The sequence below is a fragment of the Burkholderia sp. MSMB1588 genome (assembly GCF_001546925.1).
GTDB lineage: Bacteria > Pseudomonadota > Gammaproteobacteria > Burkholderiales > Burkholderiaceae > Burkholderia > Burkholderia humptydooensis.
In genome coordinates, this window is record NZ_LNJS01000001.1 from 3,152,824 (window position 1) to 3,177,313 (window position 24,490).

Sequence of the window (24,490 nt, forward strand, 5' to 3'; positions counted from 1 at the left end):
TCGGATCGACGCCGCTGGTCAGGGCGCGGCGGCCGGGGTTGCGGCCGGCTCGCCGCAGACGAACACGTGCAGATCGCGTGCGAAGCCGTCGAGCTCCTCGACGAGCTGGCGCACGAGCCGCCCGAGGATGTTGTACGCGAGCACGGCCGGAATCGCGACGACCAGGCCGAACGCGGTCATGATGAGCGCCTCGCCGACCGGGCCGGCGACGTTCTCGATCTGCGCCTGCCCGCTCGCCGCGATGCTGCCGAGCGCGTGATAGATCCCCCAGACGGTGCCGAGCAGGCCGACGAACGGCGCGGTGCTGCCGATCGACGCGAGCAGCACCTGGCCGAATTCGAGCCGCCGCTGCGACGCGCGCAGCGCGTGGCGCAGCGCGCGCAGCACCCGCTCTCCGCGCTCGACGCGCGCAAAGAGCGCATGCGGCTCGACGCGCGACGCGGCGTCGGCATCACGCGCGGCCTCGGCGAGCGGCGCGAACACGCGCTCCTTGTCGGCTGCGCGCAGTGCCGCGACGCCGTCGTCGAGCGTCGCCGCGCGCCAGAACGCGGCGAGCGCTCCGGGCCCCTGGCGCTTCGCGCGCACCAGCACCCACGCCTTCACGAGCAGGAAGCACCAGCTCGCGATCGACATCGCGAGCAGCACGTAAGCAACCGCGTGCGTGACGGCGTCGCCGCTCTCGAGGTAATGGAGGATGCCGGTCGGGGTCGCCATCGATGCCCGGAAGTGGCGCTCAGCGCAGGCCGAGCACGTCCTGCATGTCGAAGAAGCCGGTCTCGCGGCCGGCGAGGAAGCGCGCCGCGCGCAGCGCCCCTTGCGCATACGACACGCGGCTCGCCGATTTGTGCGTGATCTCGATGCGCTCGCCGATGCCGGCGAAGAGCACCGTGTGATCGCCGACGATGTCGCCGCCGCGGATCGCCGAGAAGCCGATCGTCGACGGATCGCGCTCGCCCGTCACGCCGTGGCGGCCGTAGACCGCGCATTCGTCGAGCGAGCGGCCTGTCGCGGCGGCGATCGTCTCGCCCATCATCAGCGCGGTGCCGGACGGCGCATCGACCTTGTGCCGGTGATGCGCCTCGATGATCTCGATGTCGTAGCCTTGCGCGAACTGCTTCGCCGCGAATTCGAGCAGCTTCATCGTGACGTTCACGCCGACGCTCATGTTCGCCGAGAACACGAGCGCGATCCTCTCGCCCGCCGCGCGCAGTTGCGCCTTCTGCGGCTCGCTGAAGCCCGTCGTGCCGATCACGAGCTTCACGTCGTGGCGCAGCGCCGCATCCAGATGCGCGAGCGTGCCCTCGGGGCGCGTGAAGTCGATCAGGCAGTCGGCTTCGGCGCACACGCGCTCGATATCGTCGGTGAGCGCGACCCCGGTCTGTTTGCCGAGGAACGCGCCCGCGTCCTGGCCGAGCTGCGGCGAGCCCGTGCGGTCGAGCGCGCCGGCGAGCGTCGCGTCGGGCGCGGCGAGCACCGCTTCGATCAGCATCCGGCCCATCCGGCCGGACGCACCAGCAATCGCAATCTTCATGGACGACATGCGCTACCTGCTACGAATGAAAGACGGGCGGCGCGCGCCGCCCCGGATTGGTTCGGACTGCCGGATCAGCCGCCCGTTCCCTGCGCGCCGGATGCGGGCGCGGGCGCCGTGAGCGGCTGGTTCGGCAGGCTGTCGGCGCCCTGCGGGCCGACCGGCTGGCTCGCGCCGCCCTGCGTGGCGGCCGGCGGAGGCGGACGATGGAACTGGAACTGCGGCTGGATCGCGGGCGCGGCGCCGGGCGGCAAGCCGCCAGGGGTCGGAGCGTTCGGCGCCGCCTGCGCGGACGGCGAGAAGCGGGCCGCCGCGCCGCTCTGGCCGGACACCTGCGCGGTCGCGCGGTTCGCCGCGCGCGCCGCCTGCGCGTTCGCGTCGCTCTGATCCGCCGCCTGCGCGGCTTCGGGCGCCGCCGCCGCAACCTCCGGCGCGGACGCGGCGCTCGCGGCCGCAGCCGCCTTGCGCGCCTTCTTGCCGCGACGATCGCCGTCGATGTCGGCGAGCAGATCGAGCTCGGACGGCAGATTGTCGGCGCCTGTCCAGCCCGCGAGGCGGTCGCCCGCGAAATTCACCACGAGATCGCGCTGCTGGACGACCGACGTCGAGCCGCGCTTGAAGTAGAAGATGTAGTCCCAGCGATCCGCATGGAACATGTCGGTCAGAAGCGGCGTGCCGAGCAGCGCGCGCACCTGCTCGCGCGACATGCCGACCTGCAGTTGCGACGCCTTTTCCTGCGACACGAAGTTGCCCTGGACGACGGTGATCCGATACGGCGTAATGCTCTGCGCGATCCGTTGGGTCACGCTGTCGTACGACGAACAGGCGGCCAGTCCGACCACGGCGACGGCTGCGATGACGGTGCTCCGCACGCGGCTCCTCTGAAGTTGCAAAAGCGATCTTGGAATCATGTCCCTCACCGTGCTGGCCCTTGTCCGAGGCCGCGCGAGAATGTCACAGATGACTGAAAAGGCGAAAAGCCGGTACTATTGAAGCCCTGCATTGTACTCTAGGGACGCCTAGCCATGACCAATCCGACCGATCTCAAAAACATCGGGCTCAAGGCCACCCTACCGCGCCTCAAGATCCTCGAAATTTTCCAGCAAAGCCCGGTCCGCCACCTGACGGCTGAAGACGTCTATCGCAACCTGCTGCACGAGGAGCTCGACATCGGCCTCGCAACCGTCTACCGCGTGCTCACCCAGTTCGAGCAGGCGGGCCTGCTCTCGCGCAGCAACTTCGAATCCGGCAAGGCCGTGTTCGAGCTGAACGAAGGCTCGCACCACGATCATCTCGTGTGTATCGATTGCGGCCGCGTCGAAGAGTTCTTCGACGCCGAGATCGAAACCCGCCAGCAGGCGATCGCGAAGGAACGCGGCTTCAAGCTGCAGGAGCATTCGCTCGCGATGTACGGCACCTGCACGACGGAAAACTGCCCCTATCGCAAGCACTGAGGCCAGCACTCGGCGCGCGGCGCGGCCCGAGCGCCGCGCATGCGCAAGGCCCAGCCGGCGCAAGCCAGGCTGGGCCTTTTTGCGTCGCGCCTCGCGTGCGCGTCGAGCGCCAATTAGGCGCGCGTCAGGCGGCGCTTGCGTGCGCGTCGTCCGCGACGAGCCGCCGGTGCGCGTCGAGCGCGATCTCGTCGCAGTTCGGCTGCGCGCCGCCGCGATCGATCACGACAAAATCGCTCACCGCATCGAGCGCGAGGAGCGGATGGTGCCAGACACCCTTCGCATAATTGACGCCTTGCCAGCCCTGCGCGAGAAACGCGCGCATCCGGGTCGGATCGAATTCGCCCGCGGGAGCCACGACGATCGCGTAGCGCGCGACCGCCGCGAGCGGGACGAACGCCTGGCTGCCGAGCGGATGCCGCTCCATCATGTCGACCTCGATCGGCCACGCGCGCGGCTGCGCGCGAAAAAGGCTCACGAGCGGCAGCCCGCCCCCCTCCGTGACGTCGATCGACGCGAGATCGTGGAAGCGCTCCGTCGTCCCGCCGTTGATCAGGAAGCGGCGGGCACCCGCGAGTTCGATCACGTCGCCGAACGGCGCGAACGCTTCCCGCGTCAGGCGCTCGAGGCGCAAGGTATGCAGCGTCTGCATGCGCGCCCCCCCGTTACGCGAGCTCGCCCCAGAGGCGCAGCCGCGACACGCCGCCGTCCGGATGAATGTTCAGGCGCACGTGCGTGACGGGGCCGAGCGCGGCGAGCTCCGTCTCGAACGTGTGCACGCTGTCCATCCTGAGCGGCTGCTCGCCGAGCAGCACCGGCCAGAACATCGCCTGCGTGACGAGCGACGCGTCGGTGCCGCCCGCGACGCGCGCCGCCTGCAGCGAGCAGCGGTCCGGGAAATTGCCCTTGAAGTGCGCGGTATCGACTTCGACCCTGCGAATCACGCCGGGCCGCGCGAGCGCGACGATCGCCCAGTCGTTGCCGGGCTCGCGGCGGCGGCGCGTCTCCCAGCCGTCACCCATGTTCGCGCCGCGCCCGGGCATCAGCATCCGCGACGCGGGGCCGAAGTGCTCGTTGTTCGCGGCGACGAGATACGCGCCGTTCTCGATCGCGGCGAGATCGACGAGCTCGCCGCGCGCCGCGCGGCTCCAGTCGCCCTGCGGCTGGCCGTACACGCGCAGCCGCGCGAGCCCGCCGTCCGGATACAGGTTCACGCGCAGGTGCGTATAGGCGCGAGGATTGCTCACGTCGATGTAGTGATGCTGGTTGCCCGCGAGCGTCGTCGCGGGCACGAGCGTCTCCCAGACGGCGTCGTCCGCCGGCGTGTCCGCGTCCGACACGCACGCGTCGATCGACGCGGCGGGCGGGAAATTGCCGGTGAAATGGCTCGTGTCGAGATCGACGCCGTACACGACGCCCGGCCGCGCGAGCCGCACGACGCAGAAGTCGTGCCCCGTCGTGCGCTTGCGGCGCGTCTCCCAGCCGTCCATCCATTTGCCGTGGTCGTCGTACTTGCCGGGGATGAACACGGCGGGCTCCGGATCGAGCATCCGCTCCTTCGGCGCGAAGAATTCGTCGCTCGCGAAGAGCGCCTTCGCGCCGAGGCGCGGATCGGCGAGATTCATGTAGCGGCGCGTGAACGCGGGCGCGTTCGGATCGATGATCGGGGCGGCCATGTCGTCTCCTGTTGTTGGATGTAGGTCCGAAAAGCGGAAAAACCGAAAACCTGAAAAACGAAGCGCCGGCGCGCGACGCCGGGCGGCGCCGCGTCAGAGCGCGTGCGCGCCGCCGTCCGCGATCGCGCCGTTCGGGCTTTCCTCGCCCGCCGGCACGTAGCGCAGCTCTTCGTTCAGCACGCGCTTCGCGCGGGCGCGGTCGATGTCGTGCTCCCACACCGCGACGACGATCGTCGCAACGCAGTTGCCGAGCAGGTTCGTGAGCGCGCGCGCGATGCCGACGAACCAATCGACGGGCAGGATCAGCACGAGGCCGAGCACGGGCAGCGCGGGGATCGCCGACAGCGTCGCGGCGAGAATCACGATCGCCGAACCCGGAATCCCGTGCGCGCCCTTCGACGTGACGAGCGACACGAGCAGCACGACGATCAGGTCGTGCATCGACAGCGGCGTGTTGGTCGCCTGCGCGATGAAGAGCACGGCGAGCGTCAGGTAGATCGAGAAGCCGTCGAGGTTGAACGAGTAGCCGGTCGGGATCACGAGGCCGACCGTCGAGTCCTTCACGCCCATCCATTCGAGCTTGCGCATCACCTGCGGCAGCACGGCGTCCGACGACGCGGTGCCGAGCACGATCAGCAGCTCCTCGCGCAGATAGCGGATCAGCTTGAACACCGAGAAGCCCGCAAGCCTCATCACCGCGCCGAGCACGATCGCGACGAACACGACGCAGCTCGCGTAGAACACGATCACGAGCAGGCCGAGCTGCTTGAGCGACGCGACGCCGTACTTGCCGGTCGTGAACGCGATCGCGCCGAGCACGCCGAGCGGCGCGAGCTTGATGATGAAGCCCATCACGCGGAAGAACACCTGCGCGAATTCGTCGATCAGCGTGTTCACGCGCTTCGCCTTGTCGCCGAGCAGCGACAGCGCGGAACCGAACAGCACCGAGAACACGAGGATCTGCAGGATGTCGCCTTTCGCGAACGCATCGAATGCGGTCTCGGGGATGATCTTCAGCAGATAGCCCGCCGTGTCCTTCAGGCTCTGCGCGTTCTTCGCGTAATCGGCGAGCGACGCGGCGTCGAGCGTATGCAGATCGACGTTCATCCCGACACCCGGCTTCGTCAGGTACGCGAGCACGAGGCCGATGCCGAGCGCGAGCGTCGTCATCGCCTCGAAATAGACGACGGCCTTCAGGCCGACGCGGCCGACCTTCTTCAGATCGCCCGCGTTCGCCATGCCGCTCACGACGACGCAGAACACGATCGGCCCGATCACCATCTTGATCAGCTTCAGGAACCCGTCACCCAATGGCCGCAGCGACTGCGCGAAGTGCGGGAAGAAAGCGCCGAGCGCCACGCCGATCAACAGCGCGATGACCACCCGACCAAACAGCGAATTGAGAAACTTCGACACGGCGTTCTCCCGTCACAACGGTTGCGGATTCGTCTGTTCATACTGGTCCGACCAGTATTGTTATGGACGATAGTAGGAAGCCGATATAGTCGAGTCAAGGACGCCAAAAATAGGGATTACCCCGGCTTTTCCGCTGCGATTGCGCAGCCGTGGCGCGCGCCGGATCATCGCTTTCCCGGAGCCGGGGCGCGTGGCGGCGCCGCCGGTTTAGAATGCCGGTCAGACCGCGCAATCGATCCACTGCATGAAGAACGTTCCGCATACCGTCACCGACGCCGCCATCGCCACGATCCGAGACCGGATCGAGCGCGGCTTCTATCCCGTCGGCAGCCTGTTGCCCGCGCAACGTCAATTGTCCGAAGAACTGGAGATCAGCCGCGCGTCGCTGCGCGAGGCGCTGTCGACGCTCGAGGCGCTCGGCATGCTGCGCATCCGTCCCGGCAAGGGCGTGTATGTCGAGAGCGCGCAGGCAAGCGCCGCGCACGCATGGCGCTTCGCCGAGCAATCGTCGCTGCCCGACACCTACCAGATGCGCTATGCGCTCGAAGGCTTCGCCGCGCGAATGGCCGCGCTCGCCGTCAGCGAGCAGGATCTCGCGTGGTTCGAAGAGAACATCGCCGCGCTGCAGGAGGCGCTCGCGAACGACGAGCTCGACAGCGCGTCGCAGCTCGACTTCGATTTCCACATACGGATCGTCAGTCTCGCCGGCAACGCGGCGATCGAGTCGATCCTGCGCGGCAGCGCGGACATCATGAAGGAAAGCCAGCGGATGCCGTTCTACCGGCGCGAGCTCGTGCTGTCGACGTATCGCGAGCATCGCGCGATTCTCGACGCGCTGATCGCGAAGGACCCCGCCGCCGCGGGCGCGGCGATCGAAGCGCACATCTCGAACGCCGCGCAACGCGCGGGCGTGTTCTTTCCGACGCCGAAGCACTGACGCGTCGGGCTCGGCATCGCGTCAGCGCACGGAAATCGCGCACCGCACGAACCGTCCCGCGCCTCGCCACTACTCGCCACTACTCGCCGCCCGACGGCGCGCCGTCGCGCCCGCCCCGCCGCGGCTTCCGATTTCGTGCCGCCTCGCCAGCACATGATCGACGAACGCCCGCGTCGCCGCGCTTCGATACCCGCCCTTGCGCATCAACAGCGCCGCCGTGCGTTGCGGCAGCGACGGCTCGAGCCGGATCGCGCACAAATCGTCACGACGCTCGGCGATCACCGACGGCAGCACCGTCGCAATCCGTCCGCCGCGCACCATCTCCAGCATCGCGCTGATCGAGTTCACCTCGATCGCGACGCGCGGCGTGAGCCCGTTGCGATGGAAGTACTCGTCGACCTTGCTGCGCGTCGCGAACGCGCGGCTCAACAGGATCAGCGGCTCGTCGGCGGCCTCGCCGGGCGAAAGCGGCTTGCGGCGGCGCGCATGCCGATGGTCGCGGCCGACGACAAGCGCGAGCGTCTCGACCCAGAGCGGCGTCGCTTCGATTTCCGGCGACTGCGTCGCGTCGAACGCGATGCCGACGTCGAGCTCGTCGTCGGCCAGGAGCGGCTCGATCTGCTCCTGCGGCAGCTCGCGGATCGTCAGCTTCAGGTTCGGATAGCGCGCATTGAAGCCGTCGATCAGCCAGCCGATCAGATACGCGGAGAAGGTCGGCGTCATCGCGAGCCGCAGCGAGCCGCTCTGCAGATTCTCGACGTCGTGCACCGCGCGACGCCCGGCCTCGAGCTGCTGCAGCGCGGCCCGCGCGTGCCGCGCATACGCGGCGCCGAATTCGGTCAACCGCACGGCGCGAGCCGCGCGGTCGAACAACTGCACGCCGAGCGCGTCCTCGAGCTGCCTGATCTGCTGCGACAGCGTCGGCTGCGACACGTGCAGCGCCTCGGCCGCGCGCGTGAAGTTGCCCTGTTCGGCGACGGCGAGAAAATAGCGGATATGTCGTAGCAGCATCGCGTCCCGGATATTGGTTTTGCCTATGCGAACAATAATAAACCGGTCTTGGACGCTATGAATCGTTTGCCTCATTCTTCGGTCCTCGGCTTTTGCCACCGATCACGGAGCACACGATGCAGGACATCATCGAAGGGTTTCTGAAGTTCCAGCGCGACGCGTTTGCGCCGCGCACGGCGTTGTTCAAGCGCCTCGCCACGAGCCAGCAGCCGCGCGCCCTCTTCATCTCGTGCTCGGACAGCCGCCTCGTGCCCGAACTCGTCACGCAGCGCGAGCCCGGCGACCTGTTCGTGATCCGCAACGCGGGCAACATCGTGCCGTCGTTCGGCCCGCAGCCCGGCGGCGTATCGGCGTCCGTCGAATATGCGGTCGCGGTGCTTGAAGTGGCCGACATCGTCGTGTGCGGCCACTCCGACTGCGGCGCGATGCACGCGATCGCGTCGTGCGCATGCCTCGACCATCTGCCCGCCGTGCGCGGCTGGCTGCGCTACGCGGACGCCGCGAAATGCGTGAACGAAGCGCGCGAACACGCAAGCGAGCAGGCGCGCGTCGATTCGATGGTGCGAGAAAACGTCGTTGCGCAACTCGCGAACCTCAATACGCATCCGTCGGTGCGGCTCGCGCTCGAGCAAGGGCGCCTCGCGCTGCACGGCTGGGTGTACGACATCGAAACCGGCTCGATCGACGCGCTCGACAGCACAACGGGCCGCTTCGTCGCGCTCGCCGAGCATCCGCACGTGCGCGCGGCGTGATGCACGAAGCCTCGCGCGTCACGCATCGCGCCCGCCATTTCCCTTCGCTTCCCCGATCCCTCACCGCAAGGAGTCCGCATGACCCAATCGCAACATAGCCAGTCCGCACGCGAGGCGCTCGCCGAGCGCATCGTCGACGCGAAGACGCGCAAGAACCTTACGTTCGAGCAGATCAACGAGGGCACCGGCCTGAGCGTCGCGTTCACGACGGCCGCGCTGCTCGGCCAGCATCCGCTGCCCGCCGACGCCGCGCGCGCCGTCGCCGCGAAGCTCGACCTCGACGACGACGCGGTGCGCCTGCTGCAGACGATCCCCGTGCGCGGCAGCATCCCCGGCGGCATCCCGACCGATCCGACGATCTACCGCTTCTACGAAATCGTGCAGGTGTACGGCTCGACGCTGAAGGCGCTGATTCACGAGCAATTCGGCGACGGCATCGTCAGCGCGATCAATTTCAGGCTCGACATCAGGAAGGTCGACGATCCGGAGGGCGGCTCGCGCGCCGTCATCACGCTCGACAGCAAATATCTGCCGACAAAGCCTTTCTGAACGCCGCACCGACACGCGGCTCGACCCGGCGGGCGGCTTCGCGCGGCCCGCCGCGCGCATCGCCCGCGGCCGCTCGCTTCGTTCGCTTCGTTCGCTCGAGCCGCTTCAGTCGCTTCGCTCTTTCCACCCCCGTCCTTCTTCGCCACGCGCCTCATGAATTCCGTCACCGCCACCCCGCCCGCGCTGACGCGCGGGATGACGCTGCTGTTCGCATGCGCCTGCGGCATCGTCATCGGCAACCTCTACTATTCGCAGCCGCTCCTCGCGGCGATCGCCGCGAGCTTCGGGCGCAAACCCGCCGAGCTCGGCTATCTCGTCACGCTGACGCAGCTCGGCTACGCGGCGAGCCTCCTCGTCGTCGTGCCGCTCGGCGACGTCGTCAATCGCCACACGCTGATCGTGCGGCTGCTGATCGCCAACATCGTCGCGCTCGTCGCGGTCGCGTCGAGTACGAGCTACGGCTTCTTCATCGCGGCGAACATGTGCGTCGGCTTCGTCACGTGCTCGACGCAGTTGCTCGTGCCGTTCGCCGCGTCGCTCGCCGGCGACGCGGCGCGCGGCCGCGCAGTCGGCACCGTGATGAGCGGCCTCCTGCTCGGCATTCTGCTCGCGCGCGTCGCATCTGGCGCGATCGCCGACTGGCTCGGCTGGCGCGCCGTCTACGCGATCGCGGCGCTGATGGTGCTGTTGCTGGCGGGCGTGCTCGCCGCGAAGCTGCCGAAGGATCGCCGCGACGCGCGCATCGACTACGCGGCGCTGATGAAGTCGCTCGGCGCGCTCGTGCGCACGCAGCCGCTGATCGCGCTGCGCTGCGCATATGGCGCGCTCGTATTCGCCTGTTTCAGCCTGCTGTGGACGGGCCTCACGTTTTTGCTCAGCCAGCCGCCGTATGGCTATACGGAAGGCCGGATCGGCCTGTTCGGCATCGTCGGCGCGGTGGGCGCGCTCGCCGCGGCTTCGGCGGGAAGGCTCGTCGACCGCGGGCACGGCAACGCGGCGACCGGCCTGTTCGCCGCGGCGGTGCTCGCGTCATTCGCGCCGATCGCGGCGGGCGGGCAGTCGCTCGCCGCGCTGATCGTCGGCATCCTGTTGCTCGACGTCGGCGTGCAGGGCCTGCACATCTCGAACCAGAGCGTGATCTACGCGCTCGCCGGCGACGCGCGCAGCCGCGTCACGACGATCTATCTGACGAGCTATTTCATCGGCGGCGCGCTCGGCTCGGGCGCGGCGGGCGCCGCGTTCGGCCTTGACGGCTGGCGCGGCGTCTGCATCGCAGGTGCGATCCTGTCGGGCGGGCTCGTCGCGCTGTGGGGCGCGTCGCAGCGCGTCGGCGCGCGGCGACAGGCCGCGCCATAAGCGGCGGCGACAAAAGCGGGCGGCGACAAAAAAGCCCGGCCGGCAGGAGCCGGACCGGGCTCGGTCGCGACGCGGGCCGCCGCGAGGCGGCCCGCGCGTGCGGGATCACTTCGCGTTCGCGAGCGCGATCGCCGTATCCAGCATGCGGTTCGAGAAGCCCCACTCGTTGTCGTACCAGCTCGACACCTTGACGAGGCGGCCCGCCACCTTCGTGAGCGTCGCGTCGAACGTCGACGAAGCCGGGTTGTGGTTGAAGTCGATCGACACGAGCGGCGCGTCGTTGTAGCCGAGGATGCCCTTCAGCGCACCTTCCGACGCTTCCTTCATGATCGCGTTGACTTCGGCCACCGTCGTGTCGCGCTTCGCGATGAACGACAGGTCGACGATCGACACGTTGATGGTCGGCACGCGGATCGCGTAGCCGTCGAGCTTGCCGTTCAGCTCCGGCAGCACGAGGCCGACGGCCGCCGCCGCCCCCGTCTTCGTCGGGATCTGGCTGTGCGTCGCCGAGCGCGCGCGGCGCAGGTCTTCGTGGTAGACGTCCGTCAGCACCTGGTCGTTCGTGTACGCGTGGATCGTCGTCATCAGGCCGGTTTCGAGGCCGATCTTGTCGTTCAGCGGCTTGACGAGCGGCGCGAGGCAGTTCGTCGTGCACGATGCGTTCGAGATCACGGTGTGCTCGGCCTTCAGCACGTCGTGGTTCACGCCGTAGACGACCGTCGCGTCGACGTCCTTGCCGCCCGGCGCCGAGATGATCACCTTCTTCGCGCCGCCCTTGAGGTGCGCGCTCGCCTTTTCCTTCGACGTGAAGAAGCCCGTGCATTCCAACACGACGTCGACGCCCAGCTCGCCCCACGGCAGCTCGGCCGGGTTGCGGTTCGCGAGCACGCGGATCTTGTCGCCGTTCACGACGAGGTAGTCGCCGTCGACCGACACTTCACCCGGGAACTTGCCGTGCGCGGTGTCGTACTGCGTCAGGTGCGCGTTGGTCTTCGCGTCGCCCAGATCGTTGATCGCAACGATCTCGAGATCGTGCTTCTTGCCGTTTTCGTAGAAAGCGCGCAGCGTGTTGCGGCCGATGCGGCCGTAACCGTTGATTGCAACGCGAATCGTCATGGTGTATCTCCTGATGGCTGAAAAAATACTTCGTGCAGCTTCACGCGCGCCCGGCCGGCGCGGGGCACGGCCGCCCGGGCGTCGATTGGGTTACGCGAGCACCGCCTTCGCCGTTTCGACCACGTGCTCGACGGTGAAGCCGAAATGCTTGAACAGCACGCCAGCCGGGGCCGACTCGCCGAACGTGTCGATGCCGACCACGCCGCCTTCGAGGCCCACGTACTTGCGCCAGAAACCAGTGACGCCCGCTTCGATCGCGACGCGGCGCACGCCGTGCGGCAGCACGCGCTCGCGGTACTCGGCGCTCTGGCGGTCGAACACGTCGGTGGACGGCATCGACACGACGCGCGCGGCGATCCCCTGCCGCGCGAGCGGCTCGACCGCCTTCATCGCGAGCTCGACCTCCGAGCCCGTCGCGATCAGGATGATCTTGCGCGCGACGATCTCCTCGTCCCAGTCGCGCAGCACGTAGCCGCCCTTCTCGACGTTCGCGAGCTGCGCGTCGGTGCGCGCGTTGAACGCGAGGTTCTGGCGGCTGAAGATCAGGCACGACGGATTCTGGTGCGCGACCGCGTGGGTCCACGCGACGGCCGTCTCGACCGTGTCCGCCGGACGCCAGACATCGAGGTTCGGGATCAGGCGCAGGCTCGCGACATGCTCGACCGACTGGTGCGTCGGGCCGTCTTCGCCGAGGCCGATCGAATCGTGCGTGAACACGAAGATCGACGGCACCTTCATCAGCGCGGCGACGCGCAGCGCATTGCGGCTGTAGTCGGAGAACGTGAGGAACGTGCCGCCGAACGGCTTGTAGCCGCCGTGCAGCACGAGGCCGTTGATCGCGGCGCTCATGCCGAATTCGCGCACGCCGTAGTTGATATGGTTGCCCCACTGGACGCCCGGGCCGTCCGCATTCGCGCGCACCGCCTTCGACGCCTTCCAGTTCGTGAGGTTCGAGCCCGTCAGGTCGGCCGAGCCGCCGAGCAGTTCGGGCAGCACCGCCGCGAGCCCTTCGATCGTCTGCTGCGACGCCTTGCGGGTCGCGACCGTCTCGCCGCGCTCGTTCGCGCCCGCGACGATCGCCGCGGCCTTCGCGGCCCAGTCGGCCGGCAGCTTGCCCGCCATCCGGCGCTCGAACTCGGCCGCCTCGGCCGGATACTTCGCGCGGTATTGCGCGAACGCCGCGTTCCAGTCGCCTTCGCTGCGCTTGCCCGCCTCCTTCGCATCCCACGCCGCGTAGACTTCCTGCGGGATCACGAACGGCGCCCACTTCCAGCCGAGCGCGTCGCGCGTCTTCGCGATCTCGTCTGCGCCGAGCGGCGCGCCGTGCACGTCGTGGCCGCCCGCCTTGGTCGCCGCGCCGTTGCCGATGCGCGTCTTGCAACAGATGAGGGTCGGCTTGTCCGAGCCCTTCGCCTTCGCGATCGCCGCGTCGATCGCGTCGACGTCATGGCCGGGCACGTTCGGAATCACGTTCCAGCCGTACGCCTCGAAGCGCTTCGGCGTGTCGTCGTGGAACCAGTTGACGACGTCGCCGTCGATCGAGATGCCGTTGTCGTCGTACAGCGCGATCAGCTTGTTCAGCTTCAGCGTGCCGGCGAGCGAGCAGGCCTCGTGCGAGATGCCTTCCATCAGGCAGCCGTCGCCGACGAACACGTACGTGTGGTGATCGACGATCTTCGCGCCGTCGCGGTTGAACTCGGCGGCCATCAGCGCTTCGCCGAGCGCCATGCCGACCGCGTTCGCTAGGCCCTGGCCGAGCGGGCCCGTCGTCGTCTCGACGCCCGGCGTGATCCCGTATTCCGGGTGGCCCGGCGTTTTCGAATGCAGTTGGCGGAAATTCTTCAGCTCTTCGATCGGCAGATCGTAGCCCGTCAGGTGCAGCAGCGAGTACAGCAGCATCGAGCCGTGGCCGTTCGACAGCACGAAGCGGTCGCGGTCGGCCCAATGCGGGTTCGCCGGATTGTGCTTCAGGTGGCGCGACCACAGCGCGACGCCGATCTCGGCCATGCCCATCGGCATGCCGGGGTGGCCGGAGTTCGCTTGCTGGACGGCGTCCATCGCGAGCGCGCGGATCGCGTTGGCCATCAGGGTGGTGGAGGCGGGAGACGAAGTCGTCATGTCGAGTCCGGAGAACGAGTCGAGAAAACGGGGCACGGGCGGCATCCGAAGCTCGCGGGCCAACCGTTCCCGGCGCGCGGTGCGGCGCCGGCAGGACGCAAAGCGGACGAGCAGACGGACGAGGTTGCAAAGCGGGTCATTTTAGCAGATGCCCTTCGCGCGAGCCTTGTCGGAATCCGCCCGTCCATGCGGTTTCTCGGCCATCTTCCCACCCTCTATAATTCGGACTATCGGAACCGCCCCGCCCAACCCGCGCCCGCCGCCTTGAGCACCACCCTCCTCTTCCACCCGACCCCCGACGTCGCCTACGGCTTCCCAAACGCCCGGCGGCTCGCGCGCATCGAATCCGAGCATCAGCAGATCGAGGTCTGGGACACGGCGCTGCTCGGGCGGCTCTTCACGCTCGACGGCCGGCCGATGACGTCGGTCGGCGACGAGTTCGTCTATCACGAATGCATGACGCATCCGGCCGCGCTCGCGCATCCGGCGCCGAGGAAGGCGCTCGTCCTGGGCGGCGGTGACGGCGGCGCCGCGCGCCAGCTCCTCAGGCATCCATGCATCGAGCGGATCGTCGTCGCGGAGCTCGATGCCGCCGTCGTCGACATGGCGCGCCGCTATCTCGCCGACGTCCACCAGGGCGCGCTCGACGATCCGCGCGTCGAGCTCGTGATCGGCGACGCCGCGCGCTACGTCGGCCACGCGTGCGAGCACTTCGACCTCGTCGTATTCGATCTGACGCCGCCCGACTCGCCCGCGGCGGGCCTCTACACGCCCGAGTTCTACGCGCGCCTGAAGCGCATCCTGACGCCGCAGGGCGCGGTGTCGCTGCATCTCGGCTCGCCGCTCTTTCACGAAGCGCGCATCGCCGCGCTGCTCGCCGGGCTGCGCGCGAGCTTCGCGGTGGTCGCGCCGCTTTGCGCGCACGTGCCGCTGTATGGCTCGCCGTGGTTGATGGCGATCGCGAGCGACGCGCTCGACGCGGCATCGCTGTTCGCGCACGACGTCGAGGCGCGGCTCGCCGAGCGGCGCATCGAAGGCTTGCGCTTCTACGACGCGAAGCTGCATCCCGCACTCTTCACGCTGCCGCACGCGCTGCGCGATACTCTCGGCGTGCATCGCTAAGTTCGGCGAAGCATCCGCCTTTCCCGCAGGAGAACCCGCATGACCGACCCACGGCCGGCCGACGTGCCCTGGTTGACCCCTTATCTGACGGTGCGCAGCGCGCAGGCGTCGATTCAGTTCTTTAGCGACGCGTTCGGCTTCGAGAAGCGCGATTTGATCGACGAAGACGGCGCGATCATGCACGTCGAGATGTCGTACCGCGGCCAGTTGATCGTGATGTTCGCGCCCGAGGGCGCGTTCGGCTCGACGGCGCGCACGCCGCGGCGCGCGGGCGCCGTCGCGCCGCAGTCGTTCTATCTGTACGTCGACGACGTCGATGCGACCTACCGCCGCGCGCTCGACGCGGGCGCGAAATCGCTGACCGCGCCGCAGGACCAGTTCTGGGGCGATCGTTTCGCGCAGATCGAGGATCTCGACGGCTACCGCTGGGCGCTCGCGCGGCGCATCGCCGCATGAGCGGCGCCGCCACGACCGCGGCGGTGCCGCGCTTTTTCGTCGACGCGGCGTTGCGAGCCGACGACACGCTCCCGCTGCCTGTCGACGTCGCGCGTCACGCGCAGGTGCTGCGGCTGCAGCCTGGCGACTTGCTCGCGCTGTTCGACGGCACGGGCGGCCAGTACCGCGCGCGGATCGTCGAGATCGACAGGCGCGGCGCGCTCGCCCGGATCGACGCGTTCGAGCCCGTGGAAGCGGAGCCACCGTACCGCGTGACGCTCGCGCAGGGCATCGCCGGCGGCGACAAGATGGACTGGGTGATCGAAAAGGCGGTCGAGCTCGGCGTCGCGGCGGTTGCGCCGCTGTCGACCGCGCGCGGCGTCGTCAAGCTGTCGGGCGAGCGTGCGGACAAGCGCGTGTCGCACTGGCGAGGCGTCGTGCGCGCGTCGTGCGAGCAGTGTGGCCGCAATCGCGTGCCGGATGTCGCGCCGGTGCGCGGCTTCGACGCGTGGCTCGACGCGCTGCCCGCCGCGCCGGCCGAAGGCGAGCTGCGCCTGCTGCTGTCGCCGCGCGCGAGCGTGCCGTTCGCATTGCTGCCCGACGCGCCGCCCGCCGGCGACGTCACGTTGCTGATCGGCCCGGAAGGCGGGCTGTCGCCCGACGAGGAGCGGGCCGCGCGCGCGCGGGGCTTCGCCGCGCTGTCGCTCGGCCCGCGCGTGCTGCGCACCGAGACGGCGGGTGCGGCCGTGCTCGCCGCGCTTGCCGCGCGCTGGGGCGGATGGTGACGCGCCGCGACCGTCAGGCGCGCGTCAGCCGGCCGCGGGCGGCGGCGCGACGGCCGCGATGACGGGGCCAAACTCAAACCGCGATTTTCCCGAAAAATAACGCGTGATGAAAGACTGTTGCCGGGTGAACGCGCGCTTCGGCCACCCGCTTGCCGCGGCGGGCCGCAGACGCAAAAAACCCGCGCGAAGGCGGGCTTTCGACGGGCCGAGCGGCCCGGAATTACGCGAACGAGTAGAAGACGCGGAACGCGACCTTGCGCTCGGCCCAGAATTCCGCCGCTTCGCGGAACACGTCGAGCAGCGTCTCGCGCCCTTCCTTGTCGAACTTGTGCGCGATCGGGAGCGCCTCGAGCACGATCACGAAGCCGGGCTGGGCGCCCGCCTTGTGGACGAGATCCGTCAGGCAATCGTACAGCGCGTCGTAGTTCTTGCCGAAGTGCTTGGGAAACAGGAACGACGTCGCGATCGTCTCCAGCACTTCCTGCTTCGATTGGGCATTCCCGCAGTACGCATACAGGAAATGCTGGCCGAGCTGATTCGCTTCGTCGGCAAGATCCTGCACGCGGAATGCACGGATCGACTGCACGAGATTCGGTCGCACGGTCGCAAAAAGGCTCATAGGCTCCTCGATGGATGAAAGCCCGGGGCTGGCCGCGCCGTCGGGCGCTCCGCCGGCGTGCGCCGTCATGCGCATCTGCATGACGCGCTGGAACAGGTTGCCGTCGCCGGCCGCGAACAGATCCGCCGCAGCCGATGTATCGCGCGCGTAGGTGTTGTCGCTCATGCCGCTCATCCCGAAGTCAATCAACGATACGTTTGAAACTGTTGTAGTGGTCGTCGGTGTAATAACAATTGTCGACGCGCCTCAAGGGACCGCCACAGACGATGCGCCGCGCGCCGCGGTTGCGGGCCCTCGGCGTCGGCACCGTGTACTCGTGGTAATAGCCGCGCCGCATCTTCGGCAAGATCCGTTCGTAGTTGCCGAATACCGCGCCGTCTTTCTCGTACGGATAGGGGCCGCCCGCGGCGATCAGGCTCAGCGTGCTCGCCGCCTCGCGCGGCAATCGGGATGCGGGGAGCGTGTCGACCTGCGCCGCCGCCCCGTTTGCCGCGGCGGCTTCCCGTGCGTATGCGGCGGAAACCAGACTGCCCGGCGAAGCGCCGATGTTGCCTATCGCGACGATCGCGACGATCGCGAAGACGGACGCGAGCGCGCCGTTGCGGAGCCACTTGCGTGCCATAAACGAGGGTTCCCGCTGTTAAATCAATAAGTTGACGACCAAGAAAGGCGTAAGCGTAGCGCTAATGCACGCGGGAATCAATGCTCGTTAGGTAAATGAAAGGATAAAACAGCGCCCATCGACGCTATTTTTATCTTTTTTAAGCTAAAAATGGCTTACATGGGTTAAGATTGCCGTGACGACGTCAACTGCGGCGGGTTTCTGCCTCCTCGCCGCCTCTTGCGGCCCAAGGGTGGCGTCGTCGGCTTCGGGAAGGCGCTTTCTCCGCCATGCTCGACGGCGCGCCCGCGATGGGCGCGCCTTTTTTTATCGTCGGGCAATTTCGCTCAACGCACCGCGTTCACGTCGGCAACCAGCAGCGCCGTCATGTTGACGATCCGGCGCACGGTTGCCGATTCGGTCAGCACGTGCACGGGCTGCGCGGCGCCGAGCAGGATCGGCCCGATCGCGATGTTGTTGCCGGCCGCCGTCTTCAGCAGGTTGTACGCGATGTTCGCCGCGTCGATGTTCGGCAGCACGAGCAGGTTGGCTTCGCCCTCGAGCGTCGATTCGGGCAGGATCTCCTTGCGCAGCGCCGCGTCGAGCGCGACGTCGCCGTGCATCTCGCCGTCGACGTGCAGTTCCGGCGCGCGTTCGTGCAGGATCGCAAGCGTATCGCGCATCTTCTGCGCGGAAGGCGCGTTGCTCGTGCCGAAGTTCGAGTGCGACAGCAGCGCGACCTTCGGCTCGATGCCGAAGCGGCGCACTTCCTCCGCCGCCATGATCGTGATCTCGGCAAGTTGCTCCGGGGTCGGATCGACGTTCACGTGCGTATCGACGAGGAAGATCTGGCGGCCGGGCAGCACGAGCGCATTCATCGCGCCGTACACGCTGCAGCCGGCGCGCTTGCCGATCACCTGATCGATGAAGTGCAGGTGACGGTGCGTCGTGCTGATCGTGCCGCAGATCATTCCGTCCGCTTCGCCCTTCTTGACGAGCATCGAGCCGATCAGCGTCGTGCGGCGGCGCATCTCCACGCGCGCGAGCTGCTCGCTGATTCCCTTGCGGGCCATCATCTTGAAGTAGGTCTGCCAGAAATCGCGGTAGCGCTCGTCGTGCTCGGTGTTGACGATCGTGAAATCGACGCCCGGCGTGAGACGCAGGCCGTAGCGCTGGATCCGGTGCTCGATCACGCCCGGGCGGCCGATCAGGATCGGCTTCGCGAGCTTCTCGTCGACGACGATCTGCACCGCGCGCAGCACCCGCTCCTCCTCGCCCTCCGCGAACACGACCCGCTTCTTCTCGGCGGGCGCGCCGCGCGCGATCTGGAACACCGGCTTCATCGTCGTGCCGCTGTGGTAGACGAACTGCTGCAGGTGGACCTTGTACGCCTCCATGTCCTCGATCGGACGGGTCGCGACGCCGCCGTCCATCGCCGCCTGCGCGACCGCGGGCGCGATCTTCACGATGAGGCGCGGATCGAACGGCTTCGGAATCAGATATTCGGGACCGAACGACAGATCCTGAATCCCGTATGCGGTCGCGACGATGTCGCTCTGCTCCTGCTGCGCGAGCTTGGCGATCGCATTGACGGCGGCGATCTCCATCTCGCGGGTGATCGTCGTCGCGCCGACGTCGAGCGCGCCGCGGAAGATGAACGGAAAGCACAGGACGTTGTTGACCTGGTTCGGGTAGTCGGTGCGGCCCGTGGCGAGCACGGCGTCCGGGCGCGCCTCGAGCGCGACTTCCGGCAGGATTTCCGGGGTCGGATTCGCAAGCGCGAGAATCAGCGGGCGCTCGGCCATCGTCTTCACCATGTCGGCCTTCAGCACGCCGGCCGCCGACAGGCCGAGGAAAATGTCCGCGCCGCCGATCACTTCGGACAGCGTGCGCGCACCGGTTTCGCGCGCGAAACGCTCCTTGTCCGGGTCCATCAGCTCGGTGCGGCCCTTGTAGACGACGCCCGCCAGGTCCGTCACCGTGATGTTCTCGAGCGGCAGGCCGAGGTCGACGAGCAAATCGAGGCACGCGAGCGCCGCGGCGCCCGCGCCCGACGCGACGAGCTTCACTTCCTTGATGCTCTTGCCGACGACCTTCAGCCCGTTCGTGACCGCCGCCGCGACGACGATCGCGGTGCCGTGCTGGTCGTCGTGGAACACAGGGATCTTCATCCGCTTGCGCGCTTCGCGCTCGACGATGAAGCAGTCCGGCGCCTTGATGTCCTCGAGGTTGATCCCGCCGAACGTCGGTTCGAGCGCGGCGATCACGTCGACGAGCTTGTGCGGATCGGACTCGTTGAGCTCGATGTCGAACACGTCGATCCCGGCGAACTTCTTGAAGAGGACCGCCTTGCCCTCCATCACCGGCTTCGACGCGAGCGGACCGATGTTGCCGAGGCCAAGCACCGCGGTGCCGTTCGTCACGACGCCGACGAGGTTGCTGCGCGCGGTGAAGCGCGCGGCGTTCAGCGGGTTCTCGACGATCTCCTCGCACGCGAACGCGACGCCCGGCGAATAGGCGAGCGCGAGATCGCGCTGGTTGATCATCTGCTTGGTCGATGCGATCGCGATTTTGCCCGGTGTCGGGAATTCGTGGTAATCGAGAGCGGCTTCGCGGAGTTTTTCTTTCGAGGAGGAGGACGAGGTGGACATGTGTCTCTACGGGGGGCTGCGGATTAGAATACCTGTTCGGCGCATTGTAGCGCCAATCCCACACGTAAAATTGTCGATTAGGGTTTGACAGCCGCGACCGAAACGTCACGAATCGGCCGCGCGCGGGCCGCCGCGCCGTCTGGCCGCAGCCCGAAGCGCCTTACAATGAGCGTCATCCCAACGCTCGAACATCCGCGCCCGTGGCCCATCCTCCCCTCTCGGAATTCTCGTTGATCGATCGCTTCTTCGCGCGCCACGCGAAAGGGCCACATGCGCGCGCCGCGCTCGGCATCGGTGACGACTGCGCGCTGCTTGCGCCGCAACCGGGCAAGATGCTGGCGATTTCGACGGACATGCTGGTCGAAGGCCGACACTTCCTCGCCGACGTCGATCCGCGCGCGCTCGGCCACAAGACGCTCGCCGTCAATTTGTCCGACCTGGCCGCGATGGGCGCCGTGCCGCGCGCGTTCACGCTCGCGTGCGCGCTGCCGCGCGCCGACGCCGACTGGCTCGAGGCGTTCTCCGACGGCCTCTTCGCGCTCGCGGACCGCCACGGCTGCGAGTTGATCGGCGGCGACACGACGAGCGGGCCGCTCAACCTGTGCGTCACCGTGTTCGGCGACGTCGCAGCCGACGCCGCGCTGCGCCGCGACGCCGCGCGCGACGGCGACGACGTCTGGATATCCGGCGTGCTCGGCGACGCGCGCGCCGGCCTCGGCGTGATCCGCGGCGAATGGCGGGCGGGCGGGCGCGAGACAGCCGCGTTCCGGGCCGCGCTCGAGTGGCCGGAGCCGCGCGTCGCGCTTGGCGTCGCGCTCGCGGGCATCGCGCACGCGGCGCTCGACGTGTCCGACGGCCTCGCGGGCGATCTGCCGCACATCCTCGAGCGCTCGAACGTGCGCGCCGACGTGAACGTCGACGCGGTGCCGCGCTCGGCCGCGCTCGCGGCGCTGCCCGCCGACGTGCAGCGCCGCTGCATGCTCGAAGGCGGCGACGACTATGAGCTGTGCTTCACGGCAGCGCCGTCCGCGCGCACCGCGATCGAGGCGGCCGGCGCGCGCACGGGCGTGGCCGTCACGCGGATCGGTACAATACGCGGCTTGTCCGCGCCGACGGACGCGCGCGCCGTCACGTGGCGCGACGCGTCGGGCGCGCCGCTTTCGCTCACGCTGCACGGTTTCGATCATTTCCATGCCAACTGACCCGACGCCCCGTCCGGCCGACTCCGCCGACCAGCCCGGCCAGGCGCCCTCGCCCGCGCCGCAGCAGGAGCCGCAGAAGATCGCGCGCCGCCGCGCGACCGTGCGGTTCATGTTCTCGCATCCGGTGCACATCGTGTCGCTCGGCTTCGGCAGCGGCCTCGCGCCGTTCATGCCCGGCACCTTCGGCACGATATTCGGCTGGCTCACGTTCGTCGCGCTGAACCGCTACCTGACCGTGCCCGAATGGTGGGCGCTCATCGTCGTCGGCTTCGTCGCCGGCATCTGGATGACGGGCTTCACCGCGAAGAAGATGGGCATCGCCGATCCGGGCCCCGCGGTCTGGGACGAGATCGTCGCGATCTGGCTCGTGATGCTGCTCGTCACGCCGGCGACGTTCGTCGAGCAACTATGGGCGTTCGTCGTGTTCCGCTTCTTCGACATGGTGAAGCCGCCGCCCATCCGCTATTTCGACCGGAATTTGAAAGGCGGCTTCGGCATCATGTTCGACGATCTGATCGCCGCGCTGATGACGCTCTTCGTGATCGCGCTGTGGCGCTCGTTCGCCGCGCAGTGACGCCGCGCGCCCGTCCGTCCCCGCTCGCACCGGAACTTCCCGCATGCCAACCGATTCCGTCGTTCACCAGCTCGCCATCCGCGTCGGCAACATGCTGCGCGACGAGCACCTGACGCTCGCCACAGCCGAGTCCTGCACGGGCGGCATGATCGCGACCGCGATCACCGACATCTCCGGCAGCAGCGGCTGGTTCGAGCGCGGCTTCGTCACCTATTCGAACGCCGCGAAGATCGAGATGATCGGCGTGCCCGCCGATCTGATCGACAAGCACGGCGCGGTCAGCGAGCCCGTCGCGCGCGCGATGGTCGAGGGCGCGCTGCGCAACAGCCGCGCGCAGGTCGCGCTCGCCGTCACCGGCGTCGCCGGGCCGGGCGGCGGCTCCGAGCACAAGCCCGTCGGCACCGTGTCGTTCGGCTGGAGCAACCGGCTGCACACGTCGGTCGAGACGCTCGTGTTCAAGGGCGACCGCGAGCAGATCCGCGTGCAGGCGGCCACGCACGCGCTGCGCGGCCTCATCCAACTGCTCGACGAGCAGGAGCGCTGAAGCGAAGCGCCGGCGCTCAGCGATACGCGTTGATCGCGTCGCGGGTCTGCCCGGCGACGCGCGCGGCCGCGTCGGCGAAGTCGTCGTCGCGGCTCGCGTACAGGATCGCGCGCGACGAGTTGATCATCATGCCCGCGCCGTCGGCCGTGCGGCCCGCGGCGACGGTCGCGGCGACGTCGCCGCCCTGCGCGCCGATGCCGGGAATCAGCAGCGGCATGTCGCCGACGATCCCGCGCACGGCCTCGATCTCCTTCGGAAACGTCGCGCCGACGACGAGCGCGAGCTGGCCCGTCTTCGCATTCCACTTGTTCGCCGCGAGATCGGCGACGACCTGATAGAGCGGCCGCCCGCCCGTTTCGAGAAACTGCAGGTCCGAGCCGCCCGGATTCGACGTGCGGCACAGCACGATCACGCCCTTGTCCTCGTAAGCGAGATACGGCTCGATCGAATCGAAGCCCATGTACGGATTGACCGTGACCGCGTCCGCGCGATAGCGCTCGAATGCCTCGCGCGCGTATTGCTCGGCGGTGCTGCCGATGTCGCCGCGCTTCGCGTCGAGGATCACGGGCAGGCCGGGATGCTGCAGATGGATGTGCGCGATCAGCCGCTCGAGCTGATCTTCCGCGCGATGCGCGGCGAAGTATGCGATCTGCGGCTTGAACGCGCTCGCGAACGGCGCGGTCGCGTCGACGATCTCGCGGCAGAAATCGAAGATCGCATCGGGCTGGTTCTCGAGGCGCGCGGGAAACTTGGTCGGCTCGGGATCGAGACCGACGCACAGCAGCGAATTCGTGCGCTGCCAGGCGGCGCGCAGCGATTCGATGAAGGTAGGCGTGGAAGACATGGCGCTCACTCGCGGCTCGGCGGTTGGGAAGACGCGTATTTTACCTGCGTCGCGACGGGCAATCGCGACTGCCGGCGCGCGCCCAGCCCGCCCGCGCTACGCGATCGGGCGCCGCTTCGATTCGCGGGCGGCGGGCGTCGCGCGCGCATCGGTGCGCGCGACGGTGAAGCGAAAGCGCCGCATCAGGCGCTCGCCCGGCGCGAGCAGCGTCATCCCGTGCGCGGCGGCGCCGCCCGGCAGGTTCACCGCATCGATCGGATGATCGACCGGCTCGAAGCAGAAATACGGCTCGCCGGGCGGCGTATACAGCACATAGCAGTCGGCGTCGGCCGTGACCGTCAGCCCGAGCCGGCGCTGCGGCCACGCGATCGTCGCGCCGCCGCCCCAGCCGGTGAAAGCGTGATTGACGAGCGTGTCCGGCAACGGATACGCGATGCCGAAGCGCCACGCGGCGGGCGCGCCGACATGGCGCGACGGCAGCCAGTCGGGCGTCGCCAGCCACAGCCCGCTCGCGGCGGCCGCGAGCTCGGTCGACGCGTCGCGCACGATGAACGGATGCACGCCGAGCCCGAACGGCAGCCGCATCGCGCCCGTGTTCTCGATGCCGAGCGCGATCGTGAGCGTCGCGCCGTCGAGCGCATAGACCTGCGTCGCGCGATACGCATACGGCGCGCCATTGCTGCGATCGAGCGACAGACACAACTGCGTATCGGTCGCATCGTCGAGCCGCCAGTGCGCGAGCCAGCCGTCGCCGTGAATCGGCACCTGCTCGGTCGAGCGGTTGCGCGGCACGCGCACGAGCCGGCCGTCGCACTCGAAGCGCCCGCCGCCGATCCGGTTCGAGTACGGCAGCAGCGGATAGCACGCGAGCTCGTTCGGATCGGTGCGCGCGCCGGGCGCATCGCAGCGGCGAAAGATCGGCGTGAGCGCGCCGTCGCCGCGCCAGTCGAAACGCGTGACGCCGCCGCCCAGGTGCGGCGCGACGTCGAGCCGCAGCAGATCGGTCGAGAGCGTCGCGATCGCCGTTTCGGTGACGCCCGCGCCGCGCGCGATCTGCGACGTCTGCGGCCCCGGGCTCACCAGATGCGCGGCGGCCGCGCGCCGCGCGGTGCGCGTCTGCAAGGTTTGCACCGCGTCGGTGGCCGTGGATCGAGAATGCGTCGCGGTCATGATTGCGTCCTCCTGCTTTCGTCGCGCTTC

25 protein-coding genes are annotated in these 24,490 nt (G+C 68.5%); 11 read left to right on the plus strand and 14 right to left on the minus strand.

What is annotated here, in order from left to right; translation table 11 throughout:
* Positions 1-18: 18 nt before the first annotated feature.
* The 3 genes from WS92_RS26075 to bamE all read right to left on the minus strand — a co-directional run bounded on the left by WS92_RS26075 (position 19) and on the right by bamE (position 2,403).
* Positions 19-714, minus strand: a complete 696-nt coding sequence (locus tag WS92_RS26075) for a MotA/TolQ/ExbB proton channel family protein (RefSeq protein ID WP_006025250.1) — start codon at positions 712-714, stop codon at positions 19-21.
* Positions 715-733: 19 nt separating this feature from the next.
* Entirely contained in the window at positions 734-1,531 is a 798-nt protein-coding gene (gene dapB, locus WS92_RS26080) for a 4-hydroxy-tetrahydrodipicolinate reductase (protein ID WP_009913595.1), read from the minus strand.
* 74 nt (positions 1,532-1,605) lie between these two features.
* The gene (gene bamE, locus WS92_RS26085) at positions 1,606-2,403 is read right to left on the minus strand and encodes an outer membrane protein assembly factor BamE (RefSeq protein ID WP_015601067.1); all 798 of its coding nucleotides are present in this window, start codon (positions 2,401-2,403) and stop codon (positions 1,606-1,608) included.
* A gap of 153 nt (positions 2,404-2,556) precedes the next feature.
* On the opposite strand from bamE, the gene fur reads away from it, so the two are divergent.
* Positions 2,557-2,985: a ferric iron uptake transcriptional regulator gene (gene fur, locus WS92_RS26090; RefSeq protein ID WP_006025247.1), complete on the plus strand. Its 429-nt coding sequence runs from the start codon at positions 2,557-2,559 to the stop codon at positions 2,983-2,985.
* Between the two features lie 124 nt (positions 2,986-3,109).
* On the opposite strand, the gene WS92_RS26095 is transcribed toward fur, so the two are convergent.
* The 3 genes from WS92_RS26095 to WS92_RS26105 all read right to left on the minus strand — a co-directional run bounded on the left by WS92_RS26095 (position 3,110) and on the right by WS92_RS26105 (position 6,074).
* Positions 3,110-3,634, minus strand: a complete 525-nt coding sequence (locus WS92_RS26095; RefSeq protein WP_015600613.1) for an ureidoglycolate lyase — start codon at positions 3,632-3,634, stop codon at positions 3,110-3,112.
* 13 nt (positions 3,635-3,647) lie between these two features.
* Positions 3,648-4,658: an allantoicase gene (gene alc / locus WS92_RS26100; RefSeq protein ID WP_015602091.1), complete on the minus strand. Its 1,011-nt coding sequence runs from the start codon at positions 4,656-4,658 to the stop codon at positions 3,648-3,650.
* Between the two features lie 93 nt (positions 4,659-4,751).
* Positions 4,752-6,074 (minus strand): C4-dicarboxylate transporter DctA, encoded by a 1,323-nt coding sequence (locus WS92_RS26105; protein WP_009913601.1) that lies wholly within the window; start codon positions 6,072-6,074, stop codon positions 4,752-4,754.
* A gap of 244 nt (positions 6,075-6,318) precedes the next feature.
* On the opposite strand from WS92_RS26105, the gene WS92_RS26110 reads away from it, so the two are divergent.
* Complete coding sequence (locus tag WS92_RS26110) at positions 6,319-7,011, plus strand: FadR/GntR family transcriptional regulator (RefSeq protein ID WP_015601801.1); 693 nt, start codon at positions 6,319-6,321, stop codon at positions 7,009-7,011.
* A gap of 69 nt (positions 7,012-7,080) precedes the next feature.
* On the opposite strand, the gene cynR is transcribed toward WS92_RS26110, so the two are convergent.
* Complete coding sequence (gene cynR / locus WS92_RS26115; protein WP_015601230.1) at positions 7,081-8,022, minus strand: transcriptional regulator CynR; 942 nt, start codon at positions 8,020-8,022, stop codon at positions 7,081-7,083.
* Between the two features lie 116 nt (positions 8,023-8,138).
* On the opposite strand from cynR, the gene WS92_RS26120 reads away from it, so the two are divergent.
* The 3 genes from WS92_RS26120 to WS92_RS26130 all read left to right on the plus strand — a co-directional run bounded on the left by WS92_RS26120 (position 8,139) and on the right by WS92_RS26130 (position 10,679).
* Positions 8,139-8,774 carry a carbonic anhydrase gene (locus WS92_RS26120; RefSeq protein ID WP_059931146.1) on the plus strand — a complete coding sequence of 212 codons (636 nt, stop codon included), beginning with the start codon at positions 8,139-8,141 and terminating at the stop codon, positions 8,772-8,774.
* A gap of 78 nt (positions 8,775-8,852) precedes the next feature.
* Complete coding sequence (gene cynS, locus WS92_RS26125; protein WP_015601287.1) at positions 8,853-9,323, plus strand: cyanase; 471 nt, start codon at positions 8,853-8,855, stop codon at positions 9,321-9,323.
* A 153-nt stretch (positions 9,324-9,476) separates the two neighbouring features.
* A complete protein-coding gene (locus tag WS92_RS26130; RefSeq protein WP_059931066.1) occupies positions 9,477-10,679 on the plus strand; it encodes an MFS transporter in 1,203 nt (400 codons plus the stop codon).
* A 105-nt stretch (positions 10,680-10,784) separates the two neighbouring features.
* Here WS92_RS26130 and gap read toward each other — a convergent pair whose 3' ends face one another.
* Together gap and tkt are read right to left on the minus strand one after the other, a co-directional pair.
* Positions 10,785-11,795: a type I glyceraldehyde-3-phosphate dehydrogenase gene (gene gap, locus WS92_RS26135; protein ID WP_015601908.1), complete on the minus strand. Its 1,011-nt coding sequence runs from the start codon at positions 11,793-11,795 to the stop codon at positions 10,785-10,787.
* Positions 11,796-11,885: 90 nt separating this feature from the next.
* Entirely contained in the window at positions 11,886-13,958 is a 2,073-nt protein-coding gene (tkt, locus tag WS92_RS26140; RefSeq protein ID WP_059931069.1) for a transketolase, read from the minus strand.
* A 219-nt stretch (positions 13,959-14,177) separates the two neighbouring features.
* Between tkt and speE the strand changes: the two genes are divergently transcribed.
* Genes speE through WS92_RS26155 form a run of 3 tightly spaced genes read left to right on the plus strand, consistent with a single transcriptional unit; the run spans position 14,178 to position 16,255 of the window.
* Positions 14,178-15,035 carry a polyamine aminopropyltransferase gene (speE, locus tag WS92_RS26145; protein ID WP_015601937.1) on the plus strand — a complete coding sequence of 286 codons (858 nt, stop codon included), beginning with the start codon at positions 14,178-14,180 and terminating at the stop codon, positions 15,033-15,035.
* Between the two features lie 39 nt (positions 15,036-15,074).
* Positions 15,075-15,491 (plus strand): VOC family protein, encoded by a 417-nt coding sequence (locus WS92_RS26150; RefSeq protein WP_015600515.1) that lies wholly within the window; start codon positions 15,075-15,077, stop codon positions 15,489-15,491.
* Complete coding sequence (locus tag WS92_RS26155) at positions 15,488-16,255, plus strand: 16S rRNA (uracil(1498)-N(3))-methyltransferase (protein ID WP_059931071.1); 768 nt, start codon at positions 15,488-15,490, stop codon at positions 16,253-16,255. The genes WS92_RS26150 and WS92_RS26155 overlap by 4 nt, the downstream gene beginning before the upstream one ends.
* Before the next feature lie 220 nt (positions 16,256-16,475).
* Here WS92_RS26155 and WS92_RS26160 read toward each other — a convergent pair whose 3' ends face one another.
* The 3 genes from WS92_RS26160 to WS92_RS26170 form a co-directional block, all read right to left on the minus strand.
* Positions 16,476-17,039 (minus strand): barstar family protein, encoded by a 564-nt coding sequence (locus tag WS92_RS26160; protein WP_009889020.1) that lies wholly within the window; start codon positions 17,037-17,039, stop codon positions 16,476-16,478.
* A 16-nt stretch (positions 17,040-17,055) separates the two neighbouring features.
* A complete protein-coding gene (locus WS92_RS26165) occupies positions 17,056-17,496 on the minus strand; it encodes a ribonuclease (protein ID WP_006025232.1) in 441 nt (146 codons plus the stop codon).
* A gap of 326 nt (positions 17,497-17,822) precedes the next feature.
* On the minus strand, positions 17,823-20,126 hold the full coding sequence (locus WS92_RS26170) for an NADP-dependent malic enzyme (RefSeq protein WP_015602136.1): 2,304 nt from the start codon (positions 20,124-20,126) through the stop codon (positions 17,823-17,825).
* Positions 20,127-20,326: 200 nt separating this feature from the next.
* On the opposite strand from WS92_RS26170, the gene thiL reads away from it, so the two are divergent.
* The 3 genes from thiL to WS92_RS26185 are packed head-to-tail and all read left to right on the plus strand — an operon-like array spanning position 20,327 to position 22,446.
* Positions 20,327-21,328, plus strand: a complete 1,002-nt coding sequence (thiL, locus tag WS92_RS26175; protein ID WP_041861580.1) for a thiamine-phosphate kinase — start codon at positions 20,327-20,329, stop codon at positions 21,326-21,328.
* Entirely contained in the window at positions 21,318-21,902 is a 585-nt protein-coding gene (locus WS92_RS26180; RefSeq protein WP_015601707.1) for a phosphatidylglycerophosphatase A family protein, read from the plus strand. The genes thiL and WS92_RS26180 overlap by 11 nt, the downstream gene beginning before the upstream one ends.
* Before the next feature lie 43 nt (positions 21,903-21,945).
* Positions 21,946-22,446, plus strand: a complete 501-nt coding sequence (locus WS92_RS26185; RefSeq protein WP_015601091.1) for a CinA family protein — start codon at positions 21,946-21,948, stop codon at positions 22,444-22,446.
* 16 nt (positions 22,447-22,462) lie between these two features.
* On the opposite strand, the gene pyrF is transcribed toward WS92_RS26185, so the two are convergent.
* Together pyrF and WS92_RS26195 are read right to left on the minus strand one after the other, a co-directional pair.
* Positions 22,463-23,290 (minus strand): orotidine-5'-phosphate decarboxylase, encoded by an 828-nt coding sequence (gene pyrF / locus WS92_RS26190; protein WP_059931073.1) that lies wholly within the window; start codon positions 23,288-23,290, stop codon positions 22,463-22,465.
* A 96-nt stretch (positions 23,291-23,386) separates the two neighbouring features.
* The gene (locus WS92_RS26195; RefSeq protein ID WP_009913618.1) at positions 23,387-24,460 is read right to left on the minus strand and encodes an aldose 1-epimerase; all 1,074 of its coding nucleotides are present in this window, start codon (positions 24,458-24,460) and stop codon (positions 23,387-23,389) included.
* Positions 24,461-24,490 lie beyond the last annotated feature (30 nt).